At 45.0% G+C, this 20054-nt stretch carries 20 protein-coding genes; 6 read left to right on the top strand and 14 right to left on the bottom strand.

Annotated elements, in window-relative coordinates; genetic code table 11:
* Positions 1-97: 97 nt before the first annotated feature.
* Positions 98-538: a YcgN family cysteine cluster protein gene (locus KFE26_RS05115; RefSeq protein ID WP_028760190.1), complete on the bottom strand. Its 441-nt coding sequence runs from the start codon at positions 536-538 to the stop codon at positions 98-100.
* A 143-nt stretch (positions 539-681) separates the two neighbouring features.
* Positions 682-960: a YcgL domain-containing protein gene (locus KFE26_RS05110; RefSeq protein ID WP_212599831.1), complete on the bottom strand. Its 279-nt coding sequence runs from the start codon at positions 958-960 to the stop codon at positions 682-684.
* A 122-nt stretch (positions 961-1082) separates the two neighbouring features.
* On the opposite strand from KFE26_RS05110, the gene minC reads away from it, so the two are divergent.
* The 3 genes from minC to minE are packed head-to-tail and all read left to right on the top strand — an operon-like array spanning position 1083 to position 2845.
* The gene (minC, locus tag KFE26_RS05105; RefSeq protein WP_212599830.1) at positions 1083-1748 is read left to right on the top strand and encodes a septum site-determining protein MinC; all 666 of its coding nucleotides are present in this window, start codon (positions 1083-1085) and stop codon (positions 1746-1748) included.
* A gap of 27 nt (positions 1749-1775) precedes the next feature.
* Entirely contained in the window at positions 1776-2585 is an 810-nt protein-coding gene (gene minD / locus KFE26_RS05100) for a septum site-determining protein MinD (protein ID WP_006086391.1), read from the top strand.
* 2 nt (positions 2586-2587) lie between these two features.
* The gene (gene minE / locus KFE26_RS05095) at positions 2588-2845 is read left to right on the top strand and encodes a cell division topological specificity factor MinE (protein ID WP_028760193.1); all 258 of its coding nucleotides are present in this window, start codon (positions 2588-2590) and stop codon (positions 2843-2845) included.
* Between the two features lie 92 nt (positions 2846-2937).
* On the opposite strand, the gene rnd is transcribed toward minE, so the two are convergent.
* From rnd to tsaB, 7 genes are all read right to left on the bottom strand, one after another.
* Positions 2938-4047, bottom strand: a complete 1110-nt coding sequence (gene rnd, locus KFE26_RS05090; RefSeq protein WP_212599829.1) for a ribonuclease D — start codon at positions 4045-4047, stop codon at positions 2938-2940.
* Between the two features lie 70 nt (positions 4048-4117).
* Positions 4118-5791: a long-chain-fatty-acid--CoA ligase FadD gene (gene fadD / locus KFE26_RS05085; RefSeq protein ID WP_028760195.1), complete on the bottom strand. Its 1674-nt coding sequence runs from the start codon at positions 5789-5791 to the stop codon at positions 4118-4120.
* A gap of 204 nt (positions 5792-5995) precedes the next feature.
* Complete coding sequence (locus tag KFE26_RS05080) at positions 5996-6859, bottom strand: alpha/beta fold hydrolase (protein WP_212599828.1); 864 nt, start codon at positions 6857-6859, stop codon at positions 5996-5998.
* Between the two features lie 21 nt (positions 6860-6880).
* The gene (locus tag KFE26_RS05075; protein ID WP_212599827.1) at positions 6881-7693 is read right to left on the bottom strand and encodes a class I SAM-dependent methyltransferase; all 813 of its coding nucleotides are present in this window, start codon (positions 7691-7693) and stop codon (positions 6881-6883) included.
* A gap of 210 nt (positions 7694-7903) precedes the next feature.
* Positions 7904-8632: a M50 family metallopeptidase gene (locus KFE26_RS05070; RefSeq protein WP_198572730.1), complete on the bottom strand. Its 729-nt coding sequence runs from the start codon at positions 8630-8632 to the stop codon at positions 7904-7906.
* On the bottom strand, positions 8625-8939 hold the full coding sequence (locus KFE26_RS05065; RefSeq protein ID WP_131525917.1) for a hypothetical protein: 315 nt from the start codon (positions 8937-8939) through the stop codon (positions 8625-8627). Before KFE26_RS05065 ends, KFE26_RS05070 begins: the two co-directional genes overlap by 8 nt.
* Positions 8940-9045: 106 nt before the next feature.
* A complete protein-coding gene (gene tsaB, locus KFE26_RS05060; RefSeq protein WP_131525918.1) occupies positions 9046-9759 on the bottom strand; it encodes a tRNA (adenosine(37)-N6)-threonylcarbamoyltransferase complex dimerization subunit type 1 TsaB in 714 nt (237 codons plus the stop codon).
* Between the two features lie 351 nt (positions 9760-10110).
* Between tsaB and hemB the strand changes: the two genes are divergently transcribed.
* Entirely contained in the window at positions 10111-11094 is a 984-nt protein-coding gene (hemB, locus tag KFE26_RS05055) for a porphobilinogen synthase (protein ID WP_198572729.1), read from the top strand.
* Between the two features lie 155 nt (positions 11095-11249).
* On the opposite strand, the gene KFE26_RS05050 is transcribed toward hemB, so the two are convergent.
* On the bottom strand, positions 11250-12155 hold the full coding sequence (locus tag KFE26_RS05050) for a bifunctional methionine sulfoxide reductase B/A protein (RefSeq protein WP_212599826.1): 906 nt from the start codon (positions 12153-12155) through the stop codon (positions 11250-11252).
* Positions 12156-12527: 372 nt separating this feature from the next.
* Here KFE26_RS05050 and KFE26_RS05045 point away from each other — a divergent pair, with 372 nt between their 5' ends.
* Together KFE26_RS05045 and ylqF are read left to right on the top strand one after the other, a co-directional pair.
* On the top strand, positions 12528-13367 hold the full coding sequence (locus KFE26_RS05045) for an isopenicillin N synthase family oxygenase (protein WP_212599825.1): 840 nt from the start codon (positions 12528-12530) through the stop codon (positions 13365-13367).
* Between the two features lie 150 nt (positions 13368-13517).
* Positions 13518-14459, top strand: coding sequence for a ribosome biogenesis GTPase YlqF (gene ylqF / locus KFE26_RS05040; RefSeq protein ID WP_011919190.1), 942 nt, complete (start codon positions 13518-13520; stop codon positions 14457-14459).
* A 292-nt stretch (positions 14460-14751) separates the two neighbouring features.
* Here ylqF and KFE26_RS05035 read toward each other — a convergent pair whose 3' ends face one another.
* The 4 genes from KFE26_RS05035 to KFE26_RS05020 all read right to left on the bottom strand — a co-directional run bounded on the left by KFE26_RS05035 (position 14752) and on the right by KFE26_RS05020 (position 19313).
* Positions 14752-15129 carry an SH3 domain-containing protein gene (locus KFE26_RS05035; protein ID WP_212599824.1) on the bottom strand — a complete coding sequence of 126 codons (378 nt, stop codon included), beginning with the start codon at positions 15127-15129 and terminating at the stop codon, positions 14752-14754.
* Positions 15130-15461: 332 nt separating this feature from the next.
* Positions 15462-17450 carry a GMC family oxidoreductase gene (locus KFE26_RS05030; protein WP_212599823.1) on the bottom strand — a complete coding sequence of 663 codons (1989 nt, stop codon included), beginning with the start codon at positions 17448-17450 and terminating at the stop codon, positions 15462-15464.
* The gene (locus KFE26_RS05025) at positions 17447-17977 is read right to left on the bottom strand and encodes a hypothetical protein (RefSeq protein WP_212599822.1); all 531 of its coding nucleotides are present in this window, start codon (positions 17975-17977) and stop codon (positions 17447-17449) included. The genes KFE26_RS05030 and KFE26_RS05025 overlap by 4 nt, the downstream gene beginning before the upstream one ends.
* Before the next feature lie 19 nt (positions 17978-17996).
* Complete coding sequence (locus KFE26_RS05020; protein WP_212599821.1) at positions 17997-19313, bottom strand: hypothetical protein; 1317 nt, start codon at positions 19311-19313, stop codon at positions 17997-17999.
* Positions 19314-20054: the final 741 nt, after the last annotated feature.

Raw genomic sequence — 20054 nt, 5'->3', positions numbered from 1 at the left:
ACAAGTGTCGTTTCAATTAATAAGTTAATTTTCAATCGATAATGCTACGGCAAAATGAATTCACGTCTGTTAATCCACGTCTGTTAATCCACGTCTGTTAATCCACGTCTTTAAGTGGCCATAGCACGATATGATCTTCAATATCCTTTACGCGTCTTTCATCCACCACCTTGCCTTGGATCGACATACCCGCTAAATGCATCGCTTCTTTGGAGCCTGTGAGCAGCGGGTGCCAGCTCGGTAGCTCACGCCCTGCCGCTAGGCGGCGATAGGCACAACTGTCGGGCAACCAAGTTAACTCATGGATATTATCAATCGTGATCACTGTACATTGGGGGACATAGGTGAAACGGTCACTGTAATGCTGACAGCCTGCCGTTTGATGATCGAGCAAAAGGCAAGCTGCATTGGTGTAATACAAGTCTTCGGTTTCATCATCTATCAACTTGTTTAAACAACATTTACCACAACCGTCACACAGGGATTCCCACTCGGTTGTGCTCATCTGCGCTAATGTTTTACTCTGCCAAAATGCCATGATTAACTGTATCTTCTTAATAAAAAACCCGCTCAATGCGGGCTATTTTACACTAATTTGTCGTCAGATACGCAATGCCACTGAGATTAACGAGTGTGGTTTGACGCGCCAGAGCTCATTAGCAGCGTCTTGATGCTACCTGGTTAATCTTTGATCCCAAGGCTCAGCTTATGCTCAGCCAATAAATTCACCTGAGGTGGTGGAATTTGTAAATAAAAGCCATTTTCTGCCATTGCTGCTCTGACTTTATGTATATCTGCCATTCCTAACGCGTCGCGTTTAGCGATAGGAAACACCATCACCAACTTTGGCACGCCAAACATTTCCATCAAAGGCACTGGAACATTGTCAAAACAATCTCTTTTCTTCACAAATAAATAAGTATCAGCCTTTCGGCTACTTTTATAAACGGCACATAGCATAAGAATCAAATATCCAATAGTTCAAACTTGCCAGTCAATGGGGCACACTATAACATGGTAGCCTAGTAATTTAATTGTAAAATCAGCGAACCGACTGATGATTTCTGGAGAATAGTGCCGGGATGTCAAAACCTAGCTTAGAGTTAAAAGGCGCTTCTTTTACTCTTTCAGTGCTTCATATTAATAGCAGCGATTTACAAGCTGTCATGACTGAATTAGACCATAAATTGGCACAGGCTCCTCAGTTTTTTCTGGGTGCTCCTTTAGTCGTCAATCTGAGTGCCATTCAGCACGACAGCTTGAATTTAAGTGCGTTAAAGGATCTGCTGATCTCACGTCAATTAGTGATTGTTGGCATAACGGGCGCGACAACTGTACTCAGTAAACAGGCTAAAGACTTAGGCCTTGCCATAGTCAAAGCGGGAAAACAGAGCAGTACCCCGCCGCCGGCCCCGCGCCAAACTAAAATAGTGAAGCAAAATATTCGTTCAGGCCAACAAGTCTACGCAAAAAATGGTGATTTAATCATATTTGGTGCGGTAGGCAATGGCGCAGAAGTCATCGCAGATGGTAGCATTCATATCTATGGCGCATTACGAGGGAAAGCCATGGCAGGCGCCGCGGGCGATACCAGCGCCGTTATCATTGCCCACTCTCTGGAGGCCGAACTCGTTTCAATAGCAGGGCAATATTGGCTCGCTGAAAATCTACAACAACATAGCTTAGATAAAAGCGGCTGCATTCGCCTAAACGGTGAGTCGCTTATGGTTGAATCACTGCCCCTCTAAATGGCAGAACAAAGGATAGAGAGAAACATGGCACAAATTATTGTTGTCACTTCAGGTAAAGGCGGCGTAGGTAAAACCACATCGAGTGCTGCAATTGCGACCGGTCTTGCCATGCAAGGACACAAGACAGTCGTTATTGATTTCGATATAGGTTTACGAAACTTAGACTTGATCATGGGTTGCGAGCGTCGTGTTGTTTATGACTTCGTTAATGTGATCAATGGTGAAGCCAATTTAAATCAAGCGCTGATCAAAGATAAACGCTGCGATAAGTTATTCGTTTTACCCGCTTCACAGACCCGTGATAAAGATGCACTGACCAAAGAAGGCGTCGGCCGTGTTCTAGACGATTTGGCCAAAGACTTTGAGTTTATTCTGTGTGACTCTCCCGCAGGGATTGAGCAAGGCGCTATGATGGCATTGTATTTTGCCGATATCGCCATTGTGACTACGAACCCAGAAGTCAGCTCAGTGCGCGACTCAGATCGTATTTTAGGTATGTTGCAAAGCAAATCACGCCGCGCCGAGCTAAACCTTGAGCCAATCAAAGAATACTTACTGCTGACTCGCTATTCACCGAGCCGTGTAAAATCGGGCGAAATGTTAAGTGTCGACGATGTTCAAGAAATTCTGGCCATTGAGTTACTCGGCGTTATTCCTGAGTCACAATCTGTACTGAAAGCCTCTAACTCAGGCGTACCTGTGATTATCGACCAAGAAAGTGATGCAGGTTTAGCCTACAGTGATACAGTCGCACGCTTACTGGGTGAAGATGTACCAGTACGCTTTATTACGGAAGAAAAGAAAGGTTTCTTACAACGGATATTTGGTAGCTAATTATGTCTTTACTCGACTATTTCAAAAGCAAGAAAAAGCCTAGCACTGCGGTAATGGCAAAAGAGCGCCTACAGATCATCGTGGCTCATCAACGTGGACAAAGGGACACTCCCGATTATTTCCCACAGATGAAACAAGAGATCATTGCCGTTATTCGCAAATATGTGCCGATTTCTGATGATCAAGTTTCTGTGCAGTTAGATCAAAACGACGCCAACCTGTCGGTACTCGAGCTTAACGTCACTTTGCCTGACAGATAAGTCGATGACACAAAAAATGTCATCTTCAATTGAAGATGACATTTTGGTGTGGATGTTTTTCAGCAATGGATTCAAGTACGAAATATTAAGCACTAGACCTCAAGCTTTGCTAAAGCCTCAGTTGCCAATTCCCCTCGCCAACCGCATAACACTGCCGGTAAATCCCCTTGTTGCTTATCCCAACGCCATTGCAAAAACTCATGGATATGACGTTTAGAACCGAGCATTTCCTGCGGCACATCATGCTTTTCGCATAATTCGACCAAACAGCTTTTAATCGCTTTAAAGGCCGATTTGTAGCCTGATTTTAACGCCAATACATCCACTAACTCGGGTAAATTAACCAAATCCGCAGTTTGTAGCACACGTAATAAATCTTTGCCGTGGATGCGTTTTTCCTGTTCGGTCAAGTCATTGAGCTTAAACAAATCAGCCGAAGTTTTAGGTTGCTTCTTCGCTAATGCAATAAGACCATGATCTTTGATCACAAAACCTAAGGCTAAATCACGGACTAAAGCTTTTTCAAGGCGCCATTTGGCGAGCACTTTAAGGTAAGCCAATTGAATTTCAGTGAGTTGAAAAGCATTTTTCACTTTCAAATAGGCTGTATCAAGATCAGGATCGGCAAGCCTGCCCTGAGTCATCCTTTCCCCTTCCTCGTATAACCAAGCTAAACGCCCTTGGGCGCTGAGTTTCGCTTCCAGTTGAGGATAGAGCTGATACAAATACAGGACGTCATTGGCGGCGTAGATTAACTGGGCTTCCGTTAAAGGACGACGGATCCAATCTGTACGCGACTCACCTTTATCGATCACTTCACCAAGGCAAGTTTCAACTAACTTGGCATAACCCACACCGTGGCCCATACCACACAAAGAGGCGGCAATTTGGCTATCAAACAAAGGCGTAGGCTGACATTTACCGTAGTGCGCAAAAACTTCTAAGTCTTCACTGCAGGAATGCACTAGCTTAACGATATTCGGGTCCGATAACAGCGCCCAAAACTGGGCTAAATCAGGTAAAGCGACCGGATCAATCAAAGCTAAGGTTTTACCATCATAGGCTTGGATCAAACCTAACTTGGCATAATAAGTACGAGTACGAACAAACTCGGTATCTAACACGAGTATCTTACTCTGTTTATATTGGGCAACGAGGGCATTAAGGCTTGCTTCATCACTCACATATTGAAACGCTGACAAATTCTTCTCCAGATCCTGTGGGTCAATCACAGTCCATAAAAACAAAAGCCGGCAAATGCCGGCTTCAATCTTACGCGCGCTTAGCTTCGTCTCTAAGCTCTCGTCGCAAGATTTTACCCACGTTGGTTTTAGGTAACTCGTCCCTAAATTCTACCAGCTTCGGCACTTTATATCCCGTTAAATGAATACGGCAGTGCTTAATGATGTCTTCAGCGGTTAAAGATTTATCTTTTGCCACCACAAATACCTTCACTAACTCGCCACTGGCGTCGTTTGGCACACCAACGGCAGCCACTTCAATCACTTTGGGATGAAGTGCGACCACTTCTTCGACTTCGTTAGGGAATACGTTAAAGCCTGAGACTAAGATCATGTCTTTCTTACGGTCGACAATATAGAAGAAACCTTTCTCATCCATATAACCAATATCGCCCGTGGCTAACCAGCCGTCAGTGTCGATCACTTTGGCGGTTTCTTCAGGACGTTGCCAATAGCCTTTCATCACCTGAGGACCTTTACCAAACAGCTCGCCGGTTTCGCCTTGGGCTAATACCTTGCCGTCATCATTACGGATTTGGATCAGTGTCGAAGGGGCAGGAAAACCAATTGAACCGTTATAACCGTCTAAGTTATATGGACAACAGGTTAATAAGGGTGAGGCTTCCGTCAGACCATAACCTTCAAGTAAACGGGTTTTAGTAATGGTTTGCCATTTATCCGCCACGGCTTTTTGTACCGCCATGCCGCCACCGATAGAGAGTTTTAAGCGTGAGAAATCCAACTGGGAAAAATCATCACTGTTCACTAAAGCGTTAAATAAGGTATTCACCCCAGTTAATGCAGTGAAAGGATACTTTTTCAACTCAGCCACAAATCCTGGGATATCGCGAGGATTGGTGATGAGTAAATTCTGACTACCTTTGTGCAAAAACAGCAGGCAATTCACGGTCAAGGCGAAGATGTGATACAGCGGCAAGGCCGTTACGACAAACTCACTGCCATCGTTTAAAGCGGGAGAATATGCACCATCGGCCTGCAATACGTTTGCAACAATATTGCCATGGGTCAACATAGCGCCTTTAGAGACCCCAGTGGTGCCACCTGTGTATTGTAAAAATGCTAAGTCGTCGTTAGTGACTTCAGGTTTGATGTATTGCATGCGACGACCCGTTGATAAGGTATCGCGCATTGATAAGGCATGGGGTAAATCGTATTTTGGCACTAACTTCTTGATGTACTTCACCACAAAGTTCACTAAGGTGCGTTTTGGTGCACTTAATTGATCACCTAAACTGGTGATAATCACGCTTTCAACGGGAGTTTGATCGACCACTTCTTCTAAAGTGCGGGCGAAGTTTGACACCACCACAATGGCTTTGGCGCCAGAGTCAATCAACTGATGTTTAAGCTCGCGCGGTGTATAAAGTGGGTTAACGTTAACAACCACCATACCTGCACGCAAAACACCAAACAGTGCAATGGGATACTGCAACAGGTTTGGCATCATCAAGGCGACACGGTCGCCCTTTTCAAGCTTTAATTCATTTTGTAAATACGCAGCGAATGCTCGGCTGCGTTCTTCCAATTTACGATAGGTTAGCGTGGCACCCATGTTGATAAATGCAGGTTGATCTTCATACTTAGCCACCGCTGTCTCGAACATATCGACAAGCGATGAGTATTGTTCCACATTAATTTCAGCAGGCACATCTTCTGGCAAATGATTAATCCAAGGCTGATCCACTACTCTCTCCTAAATCCCCACAACTGCGGAAACAATATCCATACAAGCGTCAAGACTCGATAAATACCGAGTTAAAATACCGGCTTACATTTTATAGTTATTGATTTACTCGTCATAAATCATACGAGCGTTTTAATTTTGATCATCATCACATAAAAAAAACAAAAAACCTAGCGTCTTTTTTATACCCATATAAGCAACCTATTAAACGAATTTGCGGATCAAACGTGCAACGCCTTCGGCATTGTCCATATGCACATGATGATCGCCCTCAATTATGTGCTCAGACAAATGCTTGAACCACGTTCTGGCCTTAGGTATCGCGCTCTGCAACTGGCTAAATCCCTGTTTGCCACAAATTAATAAGGTTTCGACATTGATGTCCTGCATCAAGGCATCAACTTGGGCGAAGGTTAATCGTTGGGGTGAATCTAATCTTAATCGAGGATCACTACGCCAACCTATGCCATCACCTTCGGGCTGCATATTACGATCGAGCAACAAACGACACCAAGGTTCGGCAAGTCCTGTTAAATGTGCCCTCGCCCGCACCGCAGTATCTATACTGTCGTAAATCTTTGCCTGCCCATGCTTCTGAGTTAAATACTTCTCATGCTGATAGAAGCTTTTTTTCAATCGCGCCTTAGCTTGCGTTGGCAACTCAGACAAGGGGCTTAACGCTTCAATCAATACCAGCTTGTTAACCTTTTCGGGAAATGTCGCCGTGTAAGCTGAGGCGATTATACCGCCAAGCGAATGCCCAATCATTGCCGCTGGCTTTTGCGGTAATGCCGTTAACAACGCGTCTAAATCATACAAATAATCAATCCAATGCAGCGGATAGTGTCCCGGCCTATGTGCAGAAAAGCCGTGTCCTGGCCAATCAATGGCAAGCACTTGATAATCAAGTAAATGCGCTGCTAAGGGTTCAAAACTGTTGGCGTTATCTAACCAACCATGTAAGGCAAGCAATAAAGGTTTATCCTTCGCCCCCCATAATCGACCCGCGACCTTAATATGAGGTAATACAAATTCGATTTGATTTTTGGGGGCGAAAGATTGCCACATAATGCCTCTGATGTCAGGTAATTAAGATGATTTTTTGACAAATTTAAGTGTCATACGGTCACTTTCACCGATCGCTTGGTATTTTTCTTTATCGGTATCACCCAAGGCAAAAGAGGGCGGTAGCGTCCAAACACCTTTGGCGTAATCTTTCGTATCTTTGGGGTTCGCATTGATTTCTGCACTTTCAACTAAGGTAAAACCTGCTTTTTTGGCTAAAGCAACCATAGCTGCTTGATCCATATAGCCAGTGCTGAAGTTCATTCCTTCGTTGGCTCTATGCTCTACCACGCCAAAGATACCGCCGTCCTTCAACACTTTATAAGACGCGGCAAACACGTTTTCCAACTGTTCTGTCGATGCCCAGTTATGTAGATTTCGGAAGGTTAATACCAGATCAGCACTACCGTCAGCACCTAAATCCATCTTATGTGGAGGATCGAAGGTAACAATCTTAGCATTGCCCATGACGTCTTTATTGGCCGTCATCCACGCAGCATACTTAGTACCCGCGTTCGCGCGATAACGATTTCCGGGAGTATCTGTCGCAGGAGCCGTTTCGAAACTGGCTGCGATATATTGGCCCTCTTTAGCAAGATAAGGCCCTAATATTTCACTGTACCAGCCATTGCCCGGCCAGAGTTCAATCACAGTCTGTTTTGGGGTAATGCCAAAAAAAGTTAAGGTTTCAGCGGGATGACGATAAACGTCACGACTGGCATTTTTAGCCTGACGAAAATCGCTTTTTAAGACTTTATCTAAGCTTTCATCGGCATAGGTAACACTCGAACATAAACCAGCAAGCAGCAGACTGGCAACTAAGGTGACTTTTTTCATTGTAATTCTCCATGGATACCGAAGGCTTAACCTAGCAGCCAATGGCCAAAAATCCAAGGAATAGAAGTCGGAAAACTAAGCTTTAAGCGACATAAGTGGTTATAGCTCAAAGTGATGAGCAAAATCACCTTTACCTAAATCAACAAAGTTCAAAGCAGAAAAACGATGGGGAAAACACTAGACGACTGAGGCCTTAAACAAGCTTGAGAACTAACGACTTGCGGCATTATCTACACGGCGCCACGCAAAATACAAAGCGCAGGCACTGGTTAATAACCATAATCCCACCCAAATCCACGCGGGGATCCAAGAACGCTCGGCCAACATCACTGCATCACCTTGACCATCAAGCCCGAGCAACACTGTCGGACTCGCAAGTGCATTAAGCATGATAATCAAGCCAATAATACGCAAAAACTGAGTCAACATTTTGTTTTGACTGAGTTTAAGCGGTAACAACAAAATAATAGTCAGCACAGCTAAAATCGCTAACGTGAGAATATCCCTGCCCCAAAGCAAGCCGCTTAGCACAACTAAGGCACCTAGCAAGGCAAAACTCACGCGGATCCCCTTTGGCCAAGTCGCTAATAAATAGATTAAATATCCCCAACAGGCTGCACCAAAATACCCAGCAAAGCCAATAAACATCGGCGAGCCGCCTTGGCTAAAACAAAATCCTGCGCCGTTCGGAAACAACTGAATATGACTGACCACGCCCGAGCTTAAAATCGTTGCAATGGCATGGGACAGTTCATGAAAATAGCTTTCAAGCCATTTAAACGGCACGCTCAAATAGGGAATTCGAGTTATCAATAAAGCTAAAACTAGCTCGATAATAAACAAACCACGGCTTGGTACACCGCTTGTGGCTAAGCCTGTCAGTTTAGAAGAGGAAAATCGCGAGGTTGAACTAGAAGACGTTTTTTGATGCTCAAGCATACAAGTCCACACCCACCATTTGCTGAATTTCATCGCGTTTGGCGGCATGTTGGGTTTGTAAATATTGGGCAATCGCTCCCTGATGGCCGCGAGTATCTTGCTCATACTCGAGGTGCGCACCAAGCCTTGACTGTAAATTTCCTGCTGCGCTTTTACTTTTAGGCTGAGTATCTAAACTAAGGGCTTCGACGGCATCTTGCTCAATCACTGGGCGTGACGATTCAGGCGCAGTCAGCCCCTGAGCGATAGCGGGTCTATTACTCGCTACAGCATTCGTCAAACTCATTTGATTCACATTAACTTGCATCAAGAAGCCTTAAGTTTGCACTATTCATCGTTAAGCCATTCATCGTAAAGAATGCTTAGCATTAATTGCCTGAGATTCTATCGCAGATACTCAGGCAAAGAACAGCTTATTCACGACCGGGTAACTTTTTCCATGTGACTGTATCACGTAAGTACACAGGTTCAAGCTCATCGACCGAGGTTGTCAGTCCAGCTTTTATGCCTGCTTCAGCCAATATCAGCATAGCCTTTGCATCGGGATATTTCACGGCCTCGAGAGCTAAAATCCCCTTGCCGAGTGCCAGCAAATCGGGATAAGCATCAAAACCTGTGCCGCAGCCCACAATTGGCGCTTGAGTATCGAGCTGAAGTTGTACGTCCGCAGGTGAACTGACCACTTCTTTACCGACAAGCGTTGCAATACCGTCAACGGCCACAAACTGGCCCCAATACACTTCGCCCATGCGCGCATCAATGGTGCACAAAACTTGCTCGGCTTGATGCTCGCTAATCGCCATTTGTGCCATTGCCGCTAAGGTTGAAATACCAATCACAGGCAAATCTAACCCCAGTGCCAGACCTTGCGTCATGCTAGTGCAGATGCGGATCCCCGTAAAACTGCCAGGGCCTCGTCCGTAAGCAATCGCAGTCACTTTATCTAAGCGAATGCCCGCTTGCTTGAGCACTGAATCGACCATAGGCAGCAGACGTTGACTGTGTTCACGCGGTGCATCGGCAAGTTCAGCATAAATCTGACCTTGGTATTGCAGCGCAGCTGAGCAGGATTCGGTACAAGTGTCTAAGGCAAGAATACAAGCAGAGTGTTCATGTGTTATTGTCATTTCAAAACCGGATTAGCGGGCAAGATTTCGCATCAAATTTACATAATCTGTATTGCGCGAATATGCCATGAGAAAACTGGCGCAAATAATAACATCAAATGCCCGAAAACAAAGGGCTAAGCAAGCAACTCAGCTAAAATAGCGCTCGCATGATATTCAGTCGCAAATCTGGACGAGATGGATTTATGTGATCTAAGTCAATGATCAATAAACTCATTAATGAATATAGCTCGCTTGGGGAAACTTTTTCAACTTTGATTGTCAGAGCAGAAAAGTAAGGGGCGAATTTATCCCTTGCCATTCCCTTAGTATTGTACGATTGCTTTAACCCGCCTTCGATAAGGACATTTCATGTTAAACACGCCTCCATTGCGTCGCTTAAGACGCTTACGTAATTCAGAAGCAATGCGCGATCTGCTGCGCGAAACCCATATTTCGCTAAGCGATCTTATCCATCCCCTGTTCATTGAAGAGCACATCACCCATGCTGTGCCTATCTCCACGCTACCTGGCATCAGCCGTTTACCTGAGAGCGCACTGGCGAATGAAGTTCGCGAGCTTTACGCCCTTGGGATCCGTTATGTGATGCCCTTTGGGATTTCCCACACTAAGGATGATAAGGGCAGCGATACATGGGACGACAATGGTTTACTCGCCCGTATGGTTCGCACCATTAAAGCTACCGTGCCTGAGATGATGGTAATCCCCGACATTTGTTTTTGTGAATACACAGATCACGGCCATTGCGGCGTCGTACACAATAATGAAGTCTGCAACGACCTCACAGTCGAAAATTTAGTTAAACAATCAGTCACTGCTGCTAGAGCGGGCGCCGATATGTTAGCACCATCGGCCATGATGGACGGTCAAGTGAAAGCCATTCGCCAAGGGCTCGATGCCGCAGGTTTTGAACATGTGGCGATTCTGGCCCACTCAGCAAAATTCGCCTCTTCCTTCTACGGTCCTTTTAGAGCGGCGGTAGATTGTGAACTCAGCGGAAATCGCAAGGGATATCAACTGGATTATGCTAATGGTCGTCAAGCCCTGTTAGAAGCCTCATTAGATGAAGCCGAAGGCGCCGATATCCTGATGGTTAAACCCGGCACACCCTACTTAGATGTGCTCAGCCGTTTAAGACAAGAAACCCACTTGCCACTCGCCGCCTATCAAGTCGGCGGTGAATATGCGGGCATTAAATTTGCCGCCCTTGCGGGCGCGTTGGATGAGCGTGCTGTGGTGACTGAAACGTTTATCGGCTTAAAGCGGGCGGGTGCAGATTTGATTGTCAGCTATTACACCAAACAATACGCCCAATGGTTAACTGAAAGCCGATAGTTGCGTCGGTAGCTAATCAAAAGTTACGCTAACCGTTAAACCGATAGCTAAGCGGCTTGTTAAGAAAACAACTAGGTTTTGCATTTTAGAAACCCCATAAAAAACGCCACCTTTATTGGTGGCGTCTTTGTATTTAACACCCTGTGCTAAATCGCTTAAGCCTTCTGTAATCTTGCAAACAAGGCTTTTACTTTTTCCACTTTAGGACGCACGACCATCTGACAATAGGGCTGCTCACCGTGTAAAGCGAAGTAGTCGTTGTGATAATTTTCAGCGGGATAAAAAGTATCAAACGCTGAAACCTGGGTCACTATCGGCGCATCAAAAACCTTGGCTGCTGCTAACTGAGCAAGCATAGCGGTAGTTTGCTCTATCTGCTCAGCATTATGGGTAAACACCACGGAGCGATATTGTGGCCCCTTATCATTACCTTGGCGATTAAGCGTGGTCGGATCATGGCTCTCAAAAAAAACCTGTAATAGCGTCGTAAAATCAATTTCCTCTGGGTTGAACTCGATATGCACAACCTCAGCATGGCCGGTTTGGCCCGAGCAAACAGATTTATAATCGGCATCATGGGCTTCGCCGCCGACATAACCTGAAGTGACATTCACCACGCCCTTTAGGCTTTTAAAAATCGCTTCGACGCACCAAAAACACCCTGCACCAAAAGTCGCAAAGTGATTCGGTGCTGGTTCAACAGCATCATCCATCCCTTTGAAAACCATAGAAACTGAGTTAACACAGTGACGGATATTGTTAGGTGTTAACATTTCACCTTCAAAGACATGCCCCAAGTGACCGCCGCACTGGCTACAAACAATTTCAGTTCTGCGGCCGTCGGCGTCTATGTGGCGGGTTACAGCGCCGGCAATTTCATCATCGAAGGCTGGCCAGCCACAATGGGCATTAAATTTATGCTCAGAGCGATACAAGGGGGCATGGCATTTTTTGCATAAATACAAACCCTTAGCATCGTGCTCATAATACTCACCACTAAAGGGGCGTTCAGTGCCTTTCTCTTCGATAACATAGCGTTCAAAATCGGTCAGTTTATTCATATTAATGCCCTTTCGACTCACGTCGTTGTGTATTTCGATATTCTTTGATTAAGAAGCTGATTTATAAGGAAGCCAACATAAGACCCACTCCAAGCAAGATTTCTTGCACTCGGCTTCAAAATGCGGCTGACATCAATCCAATCACAACAAATCTAATGCCCATACTAACGGATTTAGTGACTAAAATCTTACCACTCAAGTAAGTACTAATATAAGTGCTCATATTAAGTACTCATATAAGCGACTGCATAAATGACGGAAAATACGGCAGTTGATCCAGATCACAGTCGCTGAGTATTTGCACCCACATCAGCGCACGGCTACACTTGCAGCGGGTCAAATTACAACTAAATATAACAAGTAGAAACCAAAATGAAATTAGAAACCATTGATTACCGCGCTGAAGACAGTGCCCAGCAATTCGTTGAATCACTTCGGGAAACTGGCTTTGGTGTTTTATCTAATCACCCGATTGATAAGCGCTTAGTTGAAGACATCTACACCGAGTGGCAAGCCTTTTTTAATTCAGAAGCCAAAAACGACTATATGTTTAAAAAAGAAACCCACGACGGTTTCTTCCCTGCGTCGATTTCTGAAACCGCCAAAGGCAACACAGTCAAAGACATTAAAGAGTACTACCACGTGTACCCTTGGGGCCGTATCCCCGATTCACTGCGTGCCAATATTCTCGCCTATTACGATAAAGCCAACGCACTGGCTGCAGAACTATTACAGTGGATCGAAACATACTCACCAGAAGACGTAAAAGCCAAGTTTTCGATGCCATTGCCAGAAATGATCGCCAACAGCCAAAAAACCTTGCTGCGCATTCTGCATTACCCGCCGATGACGGGCAGTGAAGAAATGGGCGCCATTCGCGCCGCAGCACATGAAGATATCAACCTTATCACAGTGTTACCTGCAGCCAATGAGCCTGGATTGCAAGTGAAAGCCAAAGATGGCACTTGGTTAGATGTTCCAAGCGATTTTGGCAACATTATTATCAATATCGGTGACATGTTACAGGAAGCCTCTGGCGGCTATTTCCCATCAACGTCACACCGCGTCATCAATCCTGAAGGTACGGATAAAACCAAGTCACGGATCTCTTTGCCGTTATTTTTACATCCAAACCCTGCTGTAGTGCTGTCAGAACGTTATACCGCCGACAGTTATCTGATGGAAAGATTGCGCGAACTCGGGGTAATCTAAGCCTTAATTCAGCCTATTAATCCAAGTAACAATCGCAAGAGACAGTTAAGGATTAAGCGATTAAAGCGCCTTAGGGCGCTTTTTTTATGACATTCGCCACCTTCAAGGTAGAATAGCCGTTCTTTAAGTTATTTAGGACAAGGCGTTATCATGGCAATTCAGTGGTATCCGGGGCATATGCACAAGGCACGCAAGGAGATTGAAGAGGCAATGCCTCAGGTCGATCTTGTTATCGAAGTGCTGGACGCGCGTATTCCCTACAGTAGCGAAAACCCCATGGTGGCTCAGCTTCGAGGCGACAAACCTTGTATCAAACTGCTCAATAAATCTGATCTGGCCGATCCAGAGATCACCGCACAATGGATTGAATACTTAGAGCGTGAGCAAGGCGTCAAAGCCACGGCGATCACAACGCTGCAAGCGGCAATGGTGAAAAAAATCCCTGATCTCTGCCGTAAGCTAGTGCCAAGTCGCGATAAAACCGAAAAAGACATTCGCACTATGATCATGGGAATACCCAACGTTGGGAAATCTACCATCATCAATACCTTAGCTGGCCGTGTTATCGCCAAAACCGGTAACGAACCTGCGGTAACCAAAACCCAGCAACGGATCAATTTACGTAACGGTATCGTGCTGTCGGATACCCCAGGTATTTTATGGCCCAAAGTGGATAACGAAGCGAGCAGCTATCGCCTTGCCGTCACTGGTGCCATTAAAGATACGGCGATGGAATATGAAGATGTGGCCCTGTTCGCCGCCAAGTATTTCTTAACCGCTTATCCAAAAGAGATTTGTGAGCGCTATAACTTAAGTGAATTACCAAAGGATGATGTCGCACTTCTCGAGGAAATCGGTCGTAAACGTGGTGCGCTGCGTCCCGGTGGTCGCATCGATATGCACAAGGCATCAGAGTTATTACTGCATGAATATCGCTCGGGGAAAATAGGCTTACTCTCGCTAGAAACACCTGCGATGGCAGAGCTTGAAAAGATTGAAGTCGCCCGTATCATGGCCGAAAAAGAAGCCGAGAAAGAAGCCAAACTGGCAGCAGAGAGACTTAAACGTTCAGGCAAACGTCATAACGACTAGTCAGCCCGCCACTCTGCATTTGGAATATAAGGCGCAGAGTTTGTTAAAGACAAGACGCTGATGACTTTTATATTCCAGCTTATGGCGCTCATTCATCAAGTTTAAAGTTAAAGCCAGTATATTGAATATACTGGCTTTTTTATTATCAGAAACGGAACTTTCGCGTTAAAAAACACTTTACGCCAATGACTTCTGCGTGCCTGATATAAGCTCTCAATATCCGCCAGTCATCATCCTCTTGGCACAATACACCAAGGAGCCATCTTGGATTTGACTGCACAGCAAAGGTGCTTTAGTCGCGGGATGGATCTACCACTTCTTTCAAGTTTTCTAATGGTACCCACCCTGATTCTTCACTGACAGCTTTTATACACCATACCCAGCCATTCAACATTCGTGTGCCAATGAGTTGTCCCCCTTCATGCACATTAAGTTCTCTTGCCGTATAGTCCTCAAGCGCCAGCCCGTTGGCATTTTTTAGGCGCTGAATCACTTGACCAGGAACCCAACCAGCATCTTGCCCAGGCGTAGTGCAAAGGAACCAGAGATCCCAGCCTTCAGGACCTGCATATTTTTCTCCAACGATTAGAGGATCACCTTTTTTGAACGTAATGGGGTTAGGAAACTCACTTTCATGTCGATTGACAACGATATATTTCTTAGTAGTCATTTATTCAGCTAACCTTTTGATAAATATTCGTAAAAATTAACTTTGTTCGCTTATTAAAGCACGCCCAATTAACGCTCGGTTTGAGTGAAACTTATCAGTTTTCTATCAGACATACTATCCGACAACACACGCATGCACAGTTTTCAAACCAATTATCAACATAAAAAACTGTAATATTTTGATTTTAAATACGATGACAATAAACTGCATTATGAGTAGGAAAATGCCCGTTAGCGTAATATGAAGGTATATTCAGTTAGCCAAAAACCGCGCCAATTTGCACGCGGTTTTCAATGGGAATTAACAGCAAGCTAATGAATAATTACAACTTTTTAACTTATTTTAAGGTCTTCCAAAACATGATCTGCTGCCTGGAATGCCAACGCTGCCAAAGTGAGGGTTGGATTACCCGTTGCAACCGTTGGAAACACTCCGCTACCGACTAAAAACAGATTGCTATGATCCCAAGATTGCTGACGAGGATTCACCACCGACGTATCTCTGCAGTCCCCCATTCGATACGTCCCCACAATGTGTCCAGCACCGTAAAACGTAAAATTATGGCCCTGATATTCAAAATTATTCGACGTTACTTGACTCTTATCACCATAAAATACCGGCGCAGGCGGAGCCTTGGTATATTCCCGCGCATCAAGGGCGTCAAAGAGTTTTGTCGAAATATCTTTAGCCGACACGAACGCATTGCGCACATAATCCTCGCGTACACGATAGGTTAATTTGGGGCGAGGCAAACCTAAGTTATCTTTCAGCGTCTCCGACAACTCGACACGGTTGTCCGGATCAGGTAATTGTTCAATTAAATAGCCCATACGAATTTGCCGTGTGTAAATACCATTCAAGGTATTCACCAGTGAGGCACCAAATAAGGCGCTATTCGCAGACATGGCGGGATCAAACCGTAATGGAGTCCCCTGCTGATTGACAGAATCCCCATTTAATTGCGAATTATTTTGTCCAAATACAAAATCAGCTAAGGTCGTGAATGGATCATTTGCTGCCCACTGCCAACCTTCATTGCCGATTTCAATACGATAGGCGGCACGGTCTTTACGAAAGGCGCCATCACGTAAACTTTCGATACCCGCAGTAGATAAAGGCCCCCGAAAACCGTAGACAGGATCTTTCGCCAGACCCCAGGCCAAATACATAATGTGATCCATCAAATTACGCCCCACTTGATCGCTATGGTTGGCGACGCCGTTCGGACAAGCTTTATTACGTTTAGACATGAGCAATAATTTAGGCGTCTCAATCGCGTGAGCTGCAATCACATATTTTTTACCCGTAACTGTACCGCCGCCCGTCGCTATCCCCCCGTGAGTTTGATAGGTCACATAATCAATACCAACAACATCCTTTGTATTTTCATCCACTTGAACATTTGTCGCGACGTGACGATAAAACACATCAACATTACCAGTTTGCAATGCTCGCCCGAGCGTCACAGTAGCATCGTATTTGGCTTGGATAGGGCAAATAGGAATACAATTCGTATTCCCCGCACATTGACGGCGTTCACCCGGTAATGAATTGCGCCCCTGAGGAGTTGGCGTAACCGACAATTGAATATTGTCATACACCATATCGCTCACCGCTTGTTCATATTGTAGATCGACTAAAGATGAAACAATGCCAGGCATTGGGTAATCGTAATTCGGCCCATAAACGCCATCCGGTGAAACATTAAATCCGCGATAGAGCTGATCCATCGCCTCTTTGTCACCGGCGACGCCAATCTCATTGGTCGCCTGTTCATAGTAAGGAACCAGCGCTTGGTAAAATTGTTTTCCACCGGGCCAATCCACGCCCTGCTTATACTGGGTTTGCAACTCAAAATCATTGGGCAATAAATGCAAACTGGTTCCTAGCCAATGCCAAGTTGTGCCGCCGCCAATACGCTCATAGGAACTAGCAAAAGCAAACTTTGCTTCAGGGCTGTCAGGTTTCAAATGCTCAGACTGCGGCGTGTAATCGAAATAACATTGCTTTGGATTACGCCATGCGCCAACTTGCAACACGGTATAACGCGGCACATTTTCCTTCGCAGGATCAGGCAATCCGAGTGGATTATCCGCCGTCGATGCAGCTGGATTTTGCGTAGTAGGAGGATAAGGTGATTCAGGTGTTTTGGCATTGGCTTTAAAAAAGGTTTCCATGTAACCACTGCGGTCAACCGGCACTTCCTGCCCTGCTTCGAGGATTAATACTTTTTTCCCCGCCATCCCCAGTTGATAAGCCATGATAGAACCGGCAATACCTGATCCCACAATAATGACATCATAATTGGTTTGAGTGCTCATACTGCACCTCCTTGATGACCCGTATATGCCGACAGTGCAGCGGGTGGTTTCGCCCAATAGCCATAGCGATAATTTGAATCCCCCATCGGATGCGCCTGCATAACTTGCCAGACTAAACCTGTGGTATAACTTTTAGCCGAAATCATATCGCTAACCGTGGTTTCCGGCTCTGTATCCGTCGCGGGAATAATGGTTGGCCATGCACCTGAGTACCACATAAAAATTAATTTACGACAGGCCAACACAAAATTAGCCCCGTTATCTGGCGCCAGCATTTGCGTGCCAATTTGTTGATCTGATAATTGCTGCGCTTTTAACGCCGCAAATTTTTGCAGAATAGTTGTAACTAAAGTTGAGTCCTTCGATTCTTCGGTTATTTTTTGCGTAAACACGGCTAAGTATTCGGATTTAATATCCACGGGATCCAACGTCGGGGCAATAATACTGGTCGCAAAGCCGGTGAATACCGCGCTCAAACCAATAAAGTTATTCATAGTGTCGGCAGTCGCGCCTGTAATATCAGTCATAATGAGTTCCTTTCGTAAATTATTGCGCGCGTTGCAGCAAGTAAGTGAAATCTGCAAAATTACCGTTAGTGGTTGCCGCATTATTGTGACAAGCCATACAGCTGCTTGATGTTTGCTTTACCGAACCTTGGATATAAGTTTCGAGCGTGGTGTTCGCTAAAAATGAGGGAGCAGGCACGCCCGTTGGATCGGTGGGATTTTTGGCATCGGTAGGCCATTGCGTACTGATCAATTCGTAGTTCTTCCATACCGATCCCGGCACTACAGCGTCGAGTGCTGCGTGATAACTAGCATTTAAGGCTTTAGCGTCGGCAGTGATAGGAATAACGCGTTCCACTTGAGTTGGTTTAGTGTGCGGGTTTGCCGGATCCCACGGGCGTGCAGGGGGTTCATTCACTTTGCAGTCAGTACATTTAGCATCGTAAAAATTATATGCCGACAATGATGCTGACTCACCTTGGGTTGGCGCGTTAGCGACATGCTCAAAGGTAGACCAAATCCATTGTGGTTCACCCGTGGTTTTGTGAGCAATGTGAAACCCCACTAGACCGACTTGTTCAAGCGCACACGCGGGCTTGACCCCGTGTTGCTCTTCGGGATTGTTATAAACTAGCGCGTAAGTTGTATAGTAATTCGTCGAATCAAACTTGCCGCCCATTTTTATCCATGAGGCTTTAAGCATGATAGAACCTACCTGCCCGGTTTTACTGTCGCTCGCGGTAAAGTCGACATCGGCATTAAACTGTTTCTGACCTTTTTTACTGTAGAGGTTATTGTCCAAAATAAAATTGAACATAGTTTCATTGGTTAATATTTCATAACGGGTATAAAGCCCGTTTTGATCAATCAATGGACCCGTTGTAAAAGGCTCACCACTTTCATCCAACACATTCGGGGTCTTCCCTACTTGCGTTAAATAAATAGTCCCTTGAGGAATGGACTTGGGATCAATACTTTTGCAAACATCCGGCACATTATTGGACTGATCCCACCCAGGTGGTTTTACGCCATCGGGTAAAAAAATCTCCCGGCTTTCCTTCCAATGCAGCCACACGACTGGCTGGTTAGTTTTTTGCCCAATGGTAGACATAGTATTGGGTGTGCCATCGGCATTTGCTGGCCAGTTAAGTGCAATAAACGATTGCCAAGAAAAATCATCAAAATCATGTTGCAGGCTTTCGAGTGAGAACGGGGGCTTTGCTGTGATTTCCAGCGGCATAACAGGGCTTAACGTTGGTTGCGTTATAGCTGCTTTTGTCTCTACTGGTGCTTCTGCATGTACAGCAGCACTCATACACAAAAAAAGCGTACTATAGCTAAAAGATTTGATAGACATGAAATTAACTCTCCTTGTTATTGGGACTTATTCAATGCTTAAAACGTTTACGACTCCACTTTCTTTAACGACTTAAAATCAGGGCTTTCACAACACCCGCCACTGCAGGCGTGATGTCACAATACAAATAGCGAACAAGACTTGACCTCAACCAAATCCCAATAAATGGGTTTCGATATTAAAATTGAAATTTGCTGTTTTGATCGCAGTCTCTGGCTTACTGAACAGGTCTGAACAGATTGATTGATACGGATAAATATTAACGTCTTTCATTGAAATTCCTTTTCATGATTGCGTTTTATCACGATACCTTGAGTCTAGATTATTCATTGAGGATCACCTCAAATGAACCTAGTAATCTCAGTGGAAGGGTTAAACACTCCTGTGTTCCCGTAGTGAAAACAATTCTATTCTGCAGAAATAAAAGTAACCTTCTGAAAATATTCCATGTTAAAAGATTGTTTACGTTTCACTTATTGTCAAGCGTGAGGCAGGAGGTTTATTTTATTTGCAAAAAAGCTCGCCGCACGACACGACGATAACAGCGGTAAAAAGCATAATGTGATATCAAGAGTTCAACATTGGTCTGAAGTCTGCGAGGACCAAGCGTGGACAGGAACTAACTAAGCGATCGTAAAATCGGTCGCAACTACGCGCGGCCTATTCTTATTTGGTAGCCATTGATTCAACAATAACTGTCAAAGTTTGGAAGATTTCGACTCATTTTCATCATTAGATTCT

The sequence above is a fragment of the Shewanella sp. M16 genome (assembly GCF_018224605.1).
Lineage (GTDB): Bacteria > Pseudomonadota > Gammaproteobacteria > Enterobacterales > Shewanellaceae > Shewanella > Shewanella oncorhynchi.
The sequence above is the reverse complement of the archived record's forward strand: the minus strand, read 5'-3'. Positions and strand labels throughout refer to the sequence as shown.

Coding starts and splice junctions, on each gene's coding strand:
- KFE26_RS05115 (WP_028760190.1), bottom strand. CDS start 538: ATGGCATTTTGGCAGAGTAAAACATTAGCGCAGATGAGCACAACCGAG.
- KFE26_RS05110 (WP_212599831.1), bottom strand. CDS start 960: ATGCTATGTGCCGTTTATAAAAGTAGCCGAAAGGCTGATACTTATTTA.
- minC (WP_212599830.1), top strand. CDS start 1,083: ATGTCAAAACCTAGCTTAGAGTTAAAAGGCGCTTCTTTTACTCTTTCA.
- minD (WP_006086391.1), top strand. CDS start 1,776: ATGGCACAAATTATTGTTGTCACTTCAGGTAAAGGCGGCGTAGGTAAA.
- minE (WP_028760193.1), top strand. CDS start 2,588: ATGTCTTTACTCGACTATTTCAAAAGCAAGAAAAAGCCTAGCACTGCG.
- KFE26_RS05080 (WP_212599828.1), bottom strand. CDS start 6,859: ATGTGGCAATCTTTCGCCCCCAAAAATCAAATCGAATTTGTATTACCT.
- KFE26_RS05075 (WP_212599827.1), bottom strand. CDS start 7,693: ATGAAAAAAGTCACCTTAGTTGCCAGTCTGCTGCTTGCTGGTTTATGT.
- KFE26_RS05070 (WP_198572730.1), bottom strand. CDS start 8,632: ATGCTTGAGCATCAAAAAACGTCTTCTAGTTCAACCTCGCGATTTTCC.
- KFE26_RS05065 (WP_131525917.1), bottom strand. CDS start 8,939: ATGCAAGTTAATGTGAATCAAATGAGTTTGACGAATGCTGTAGCGAGT.
- tsaB (WP_131525918.1), bottom strand. CDS start 9,759: ATGACAATAACACATGAACACTCTGCTTGTATTCTTGCCTTAGACACT.
- hemB (WP_198572729.1), top strand. CDS start 10,111: ATGTTAAACACGCCTCCATTGCGTCGCTTAAGACGCTTACGTAATTCA.
- KFE26_RS05050 (WP_212599826.1), bottom strand. CDS start 12,155: ATGAATAAACTGACCGATTTTGAACGCTATGTTATCGAAGAGAAAGGC.
- KFE26_RS05045 (WP_212599825.1), top strand. CDS start 12,528: ATGAAATTAGAAACCATTGATTACCGCGCTGAAGACAGTGCCCAGCAA.
- ylqF (WP_011919190.1), top strand. CDS start 13,518: ATGGCAATTCAGTGGTATCCGGGGCATATGCACAAGGCACGCAAGGAG.
- KFE26_RS05035 (WP_212599824.1), bottom strand. CDS start 15,129: ATGACTACTAAGAAATATATCGTTGTCAATCGACATGAAAGTGAGTTT.
- KFE26_RS05030 (WP_212599823.1), bottom strand. CDS start 17,450: ATGAGCACTCAAACCAATTATGATGTCATTATTGTGGGATCAGGTATT.
- KFE26_RS05025 (WP_212599822.1), bottom strand. CDS start 17,977: ATGACTGATATTACAGGCGCGACTGCCGACACTATGAATAACTTTATT.
- KFE26_RS05020 (WP_212599821.1), bottom strand. CDS start 19,313: ATGTCTATCAAATCTTTTAGCTATAGTACGCTTTTTTTGTGTATGAGT.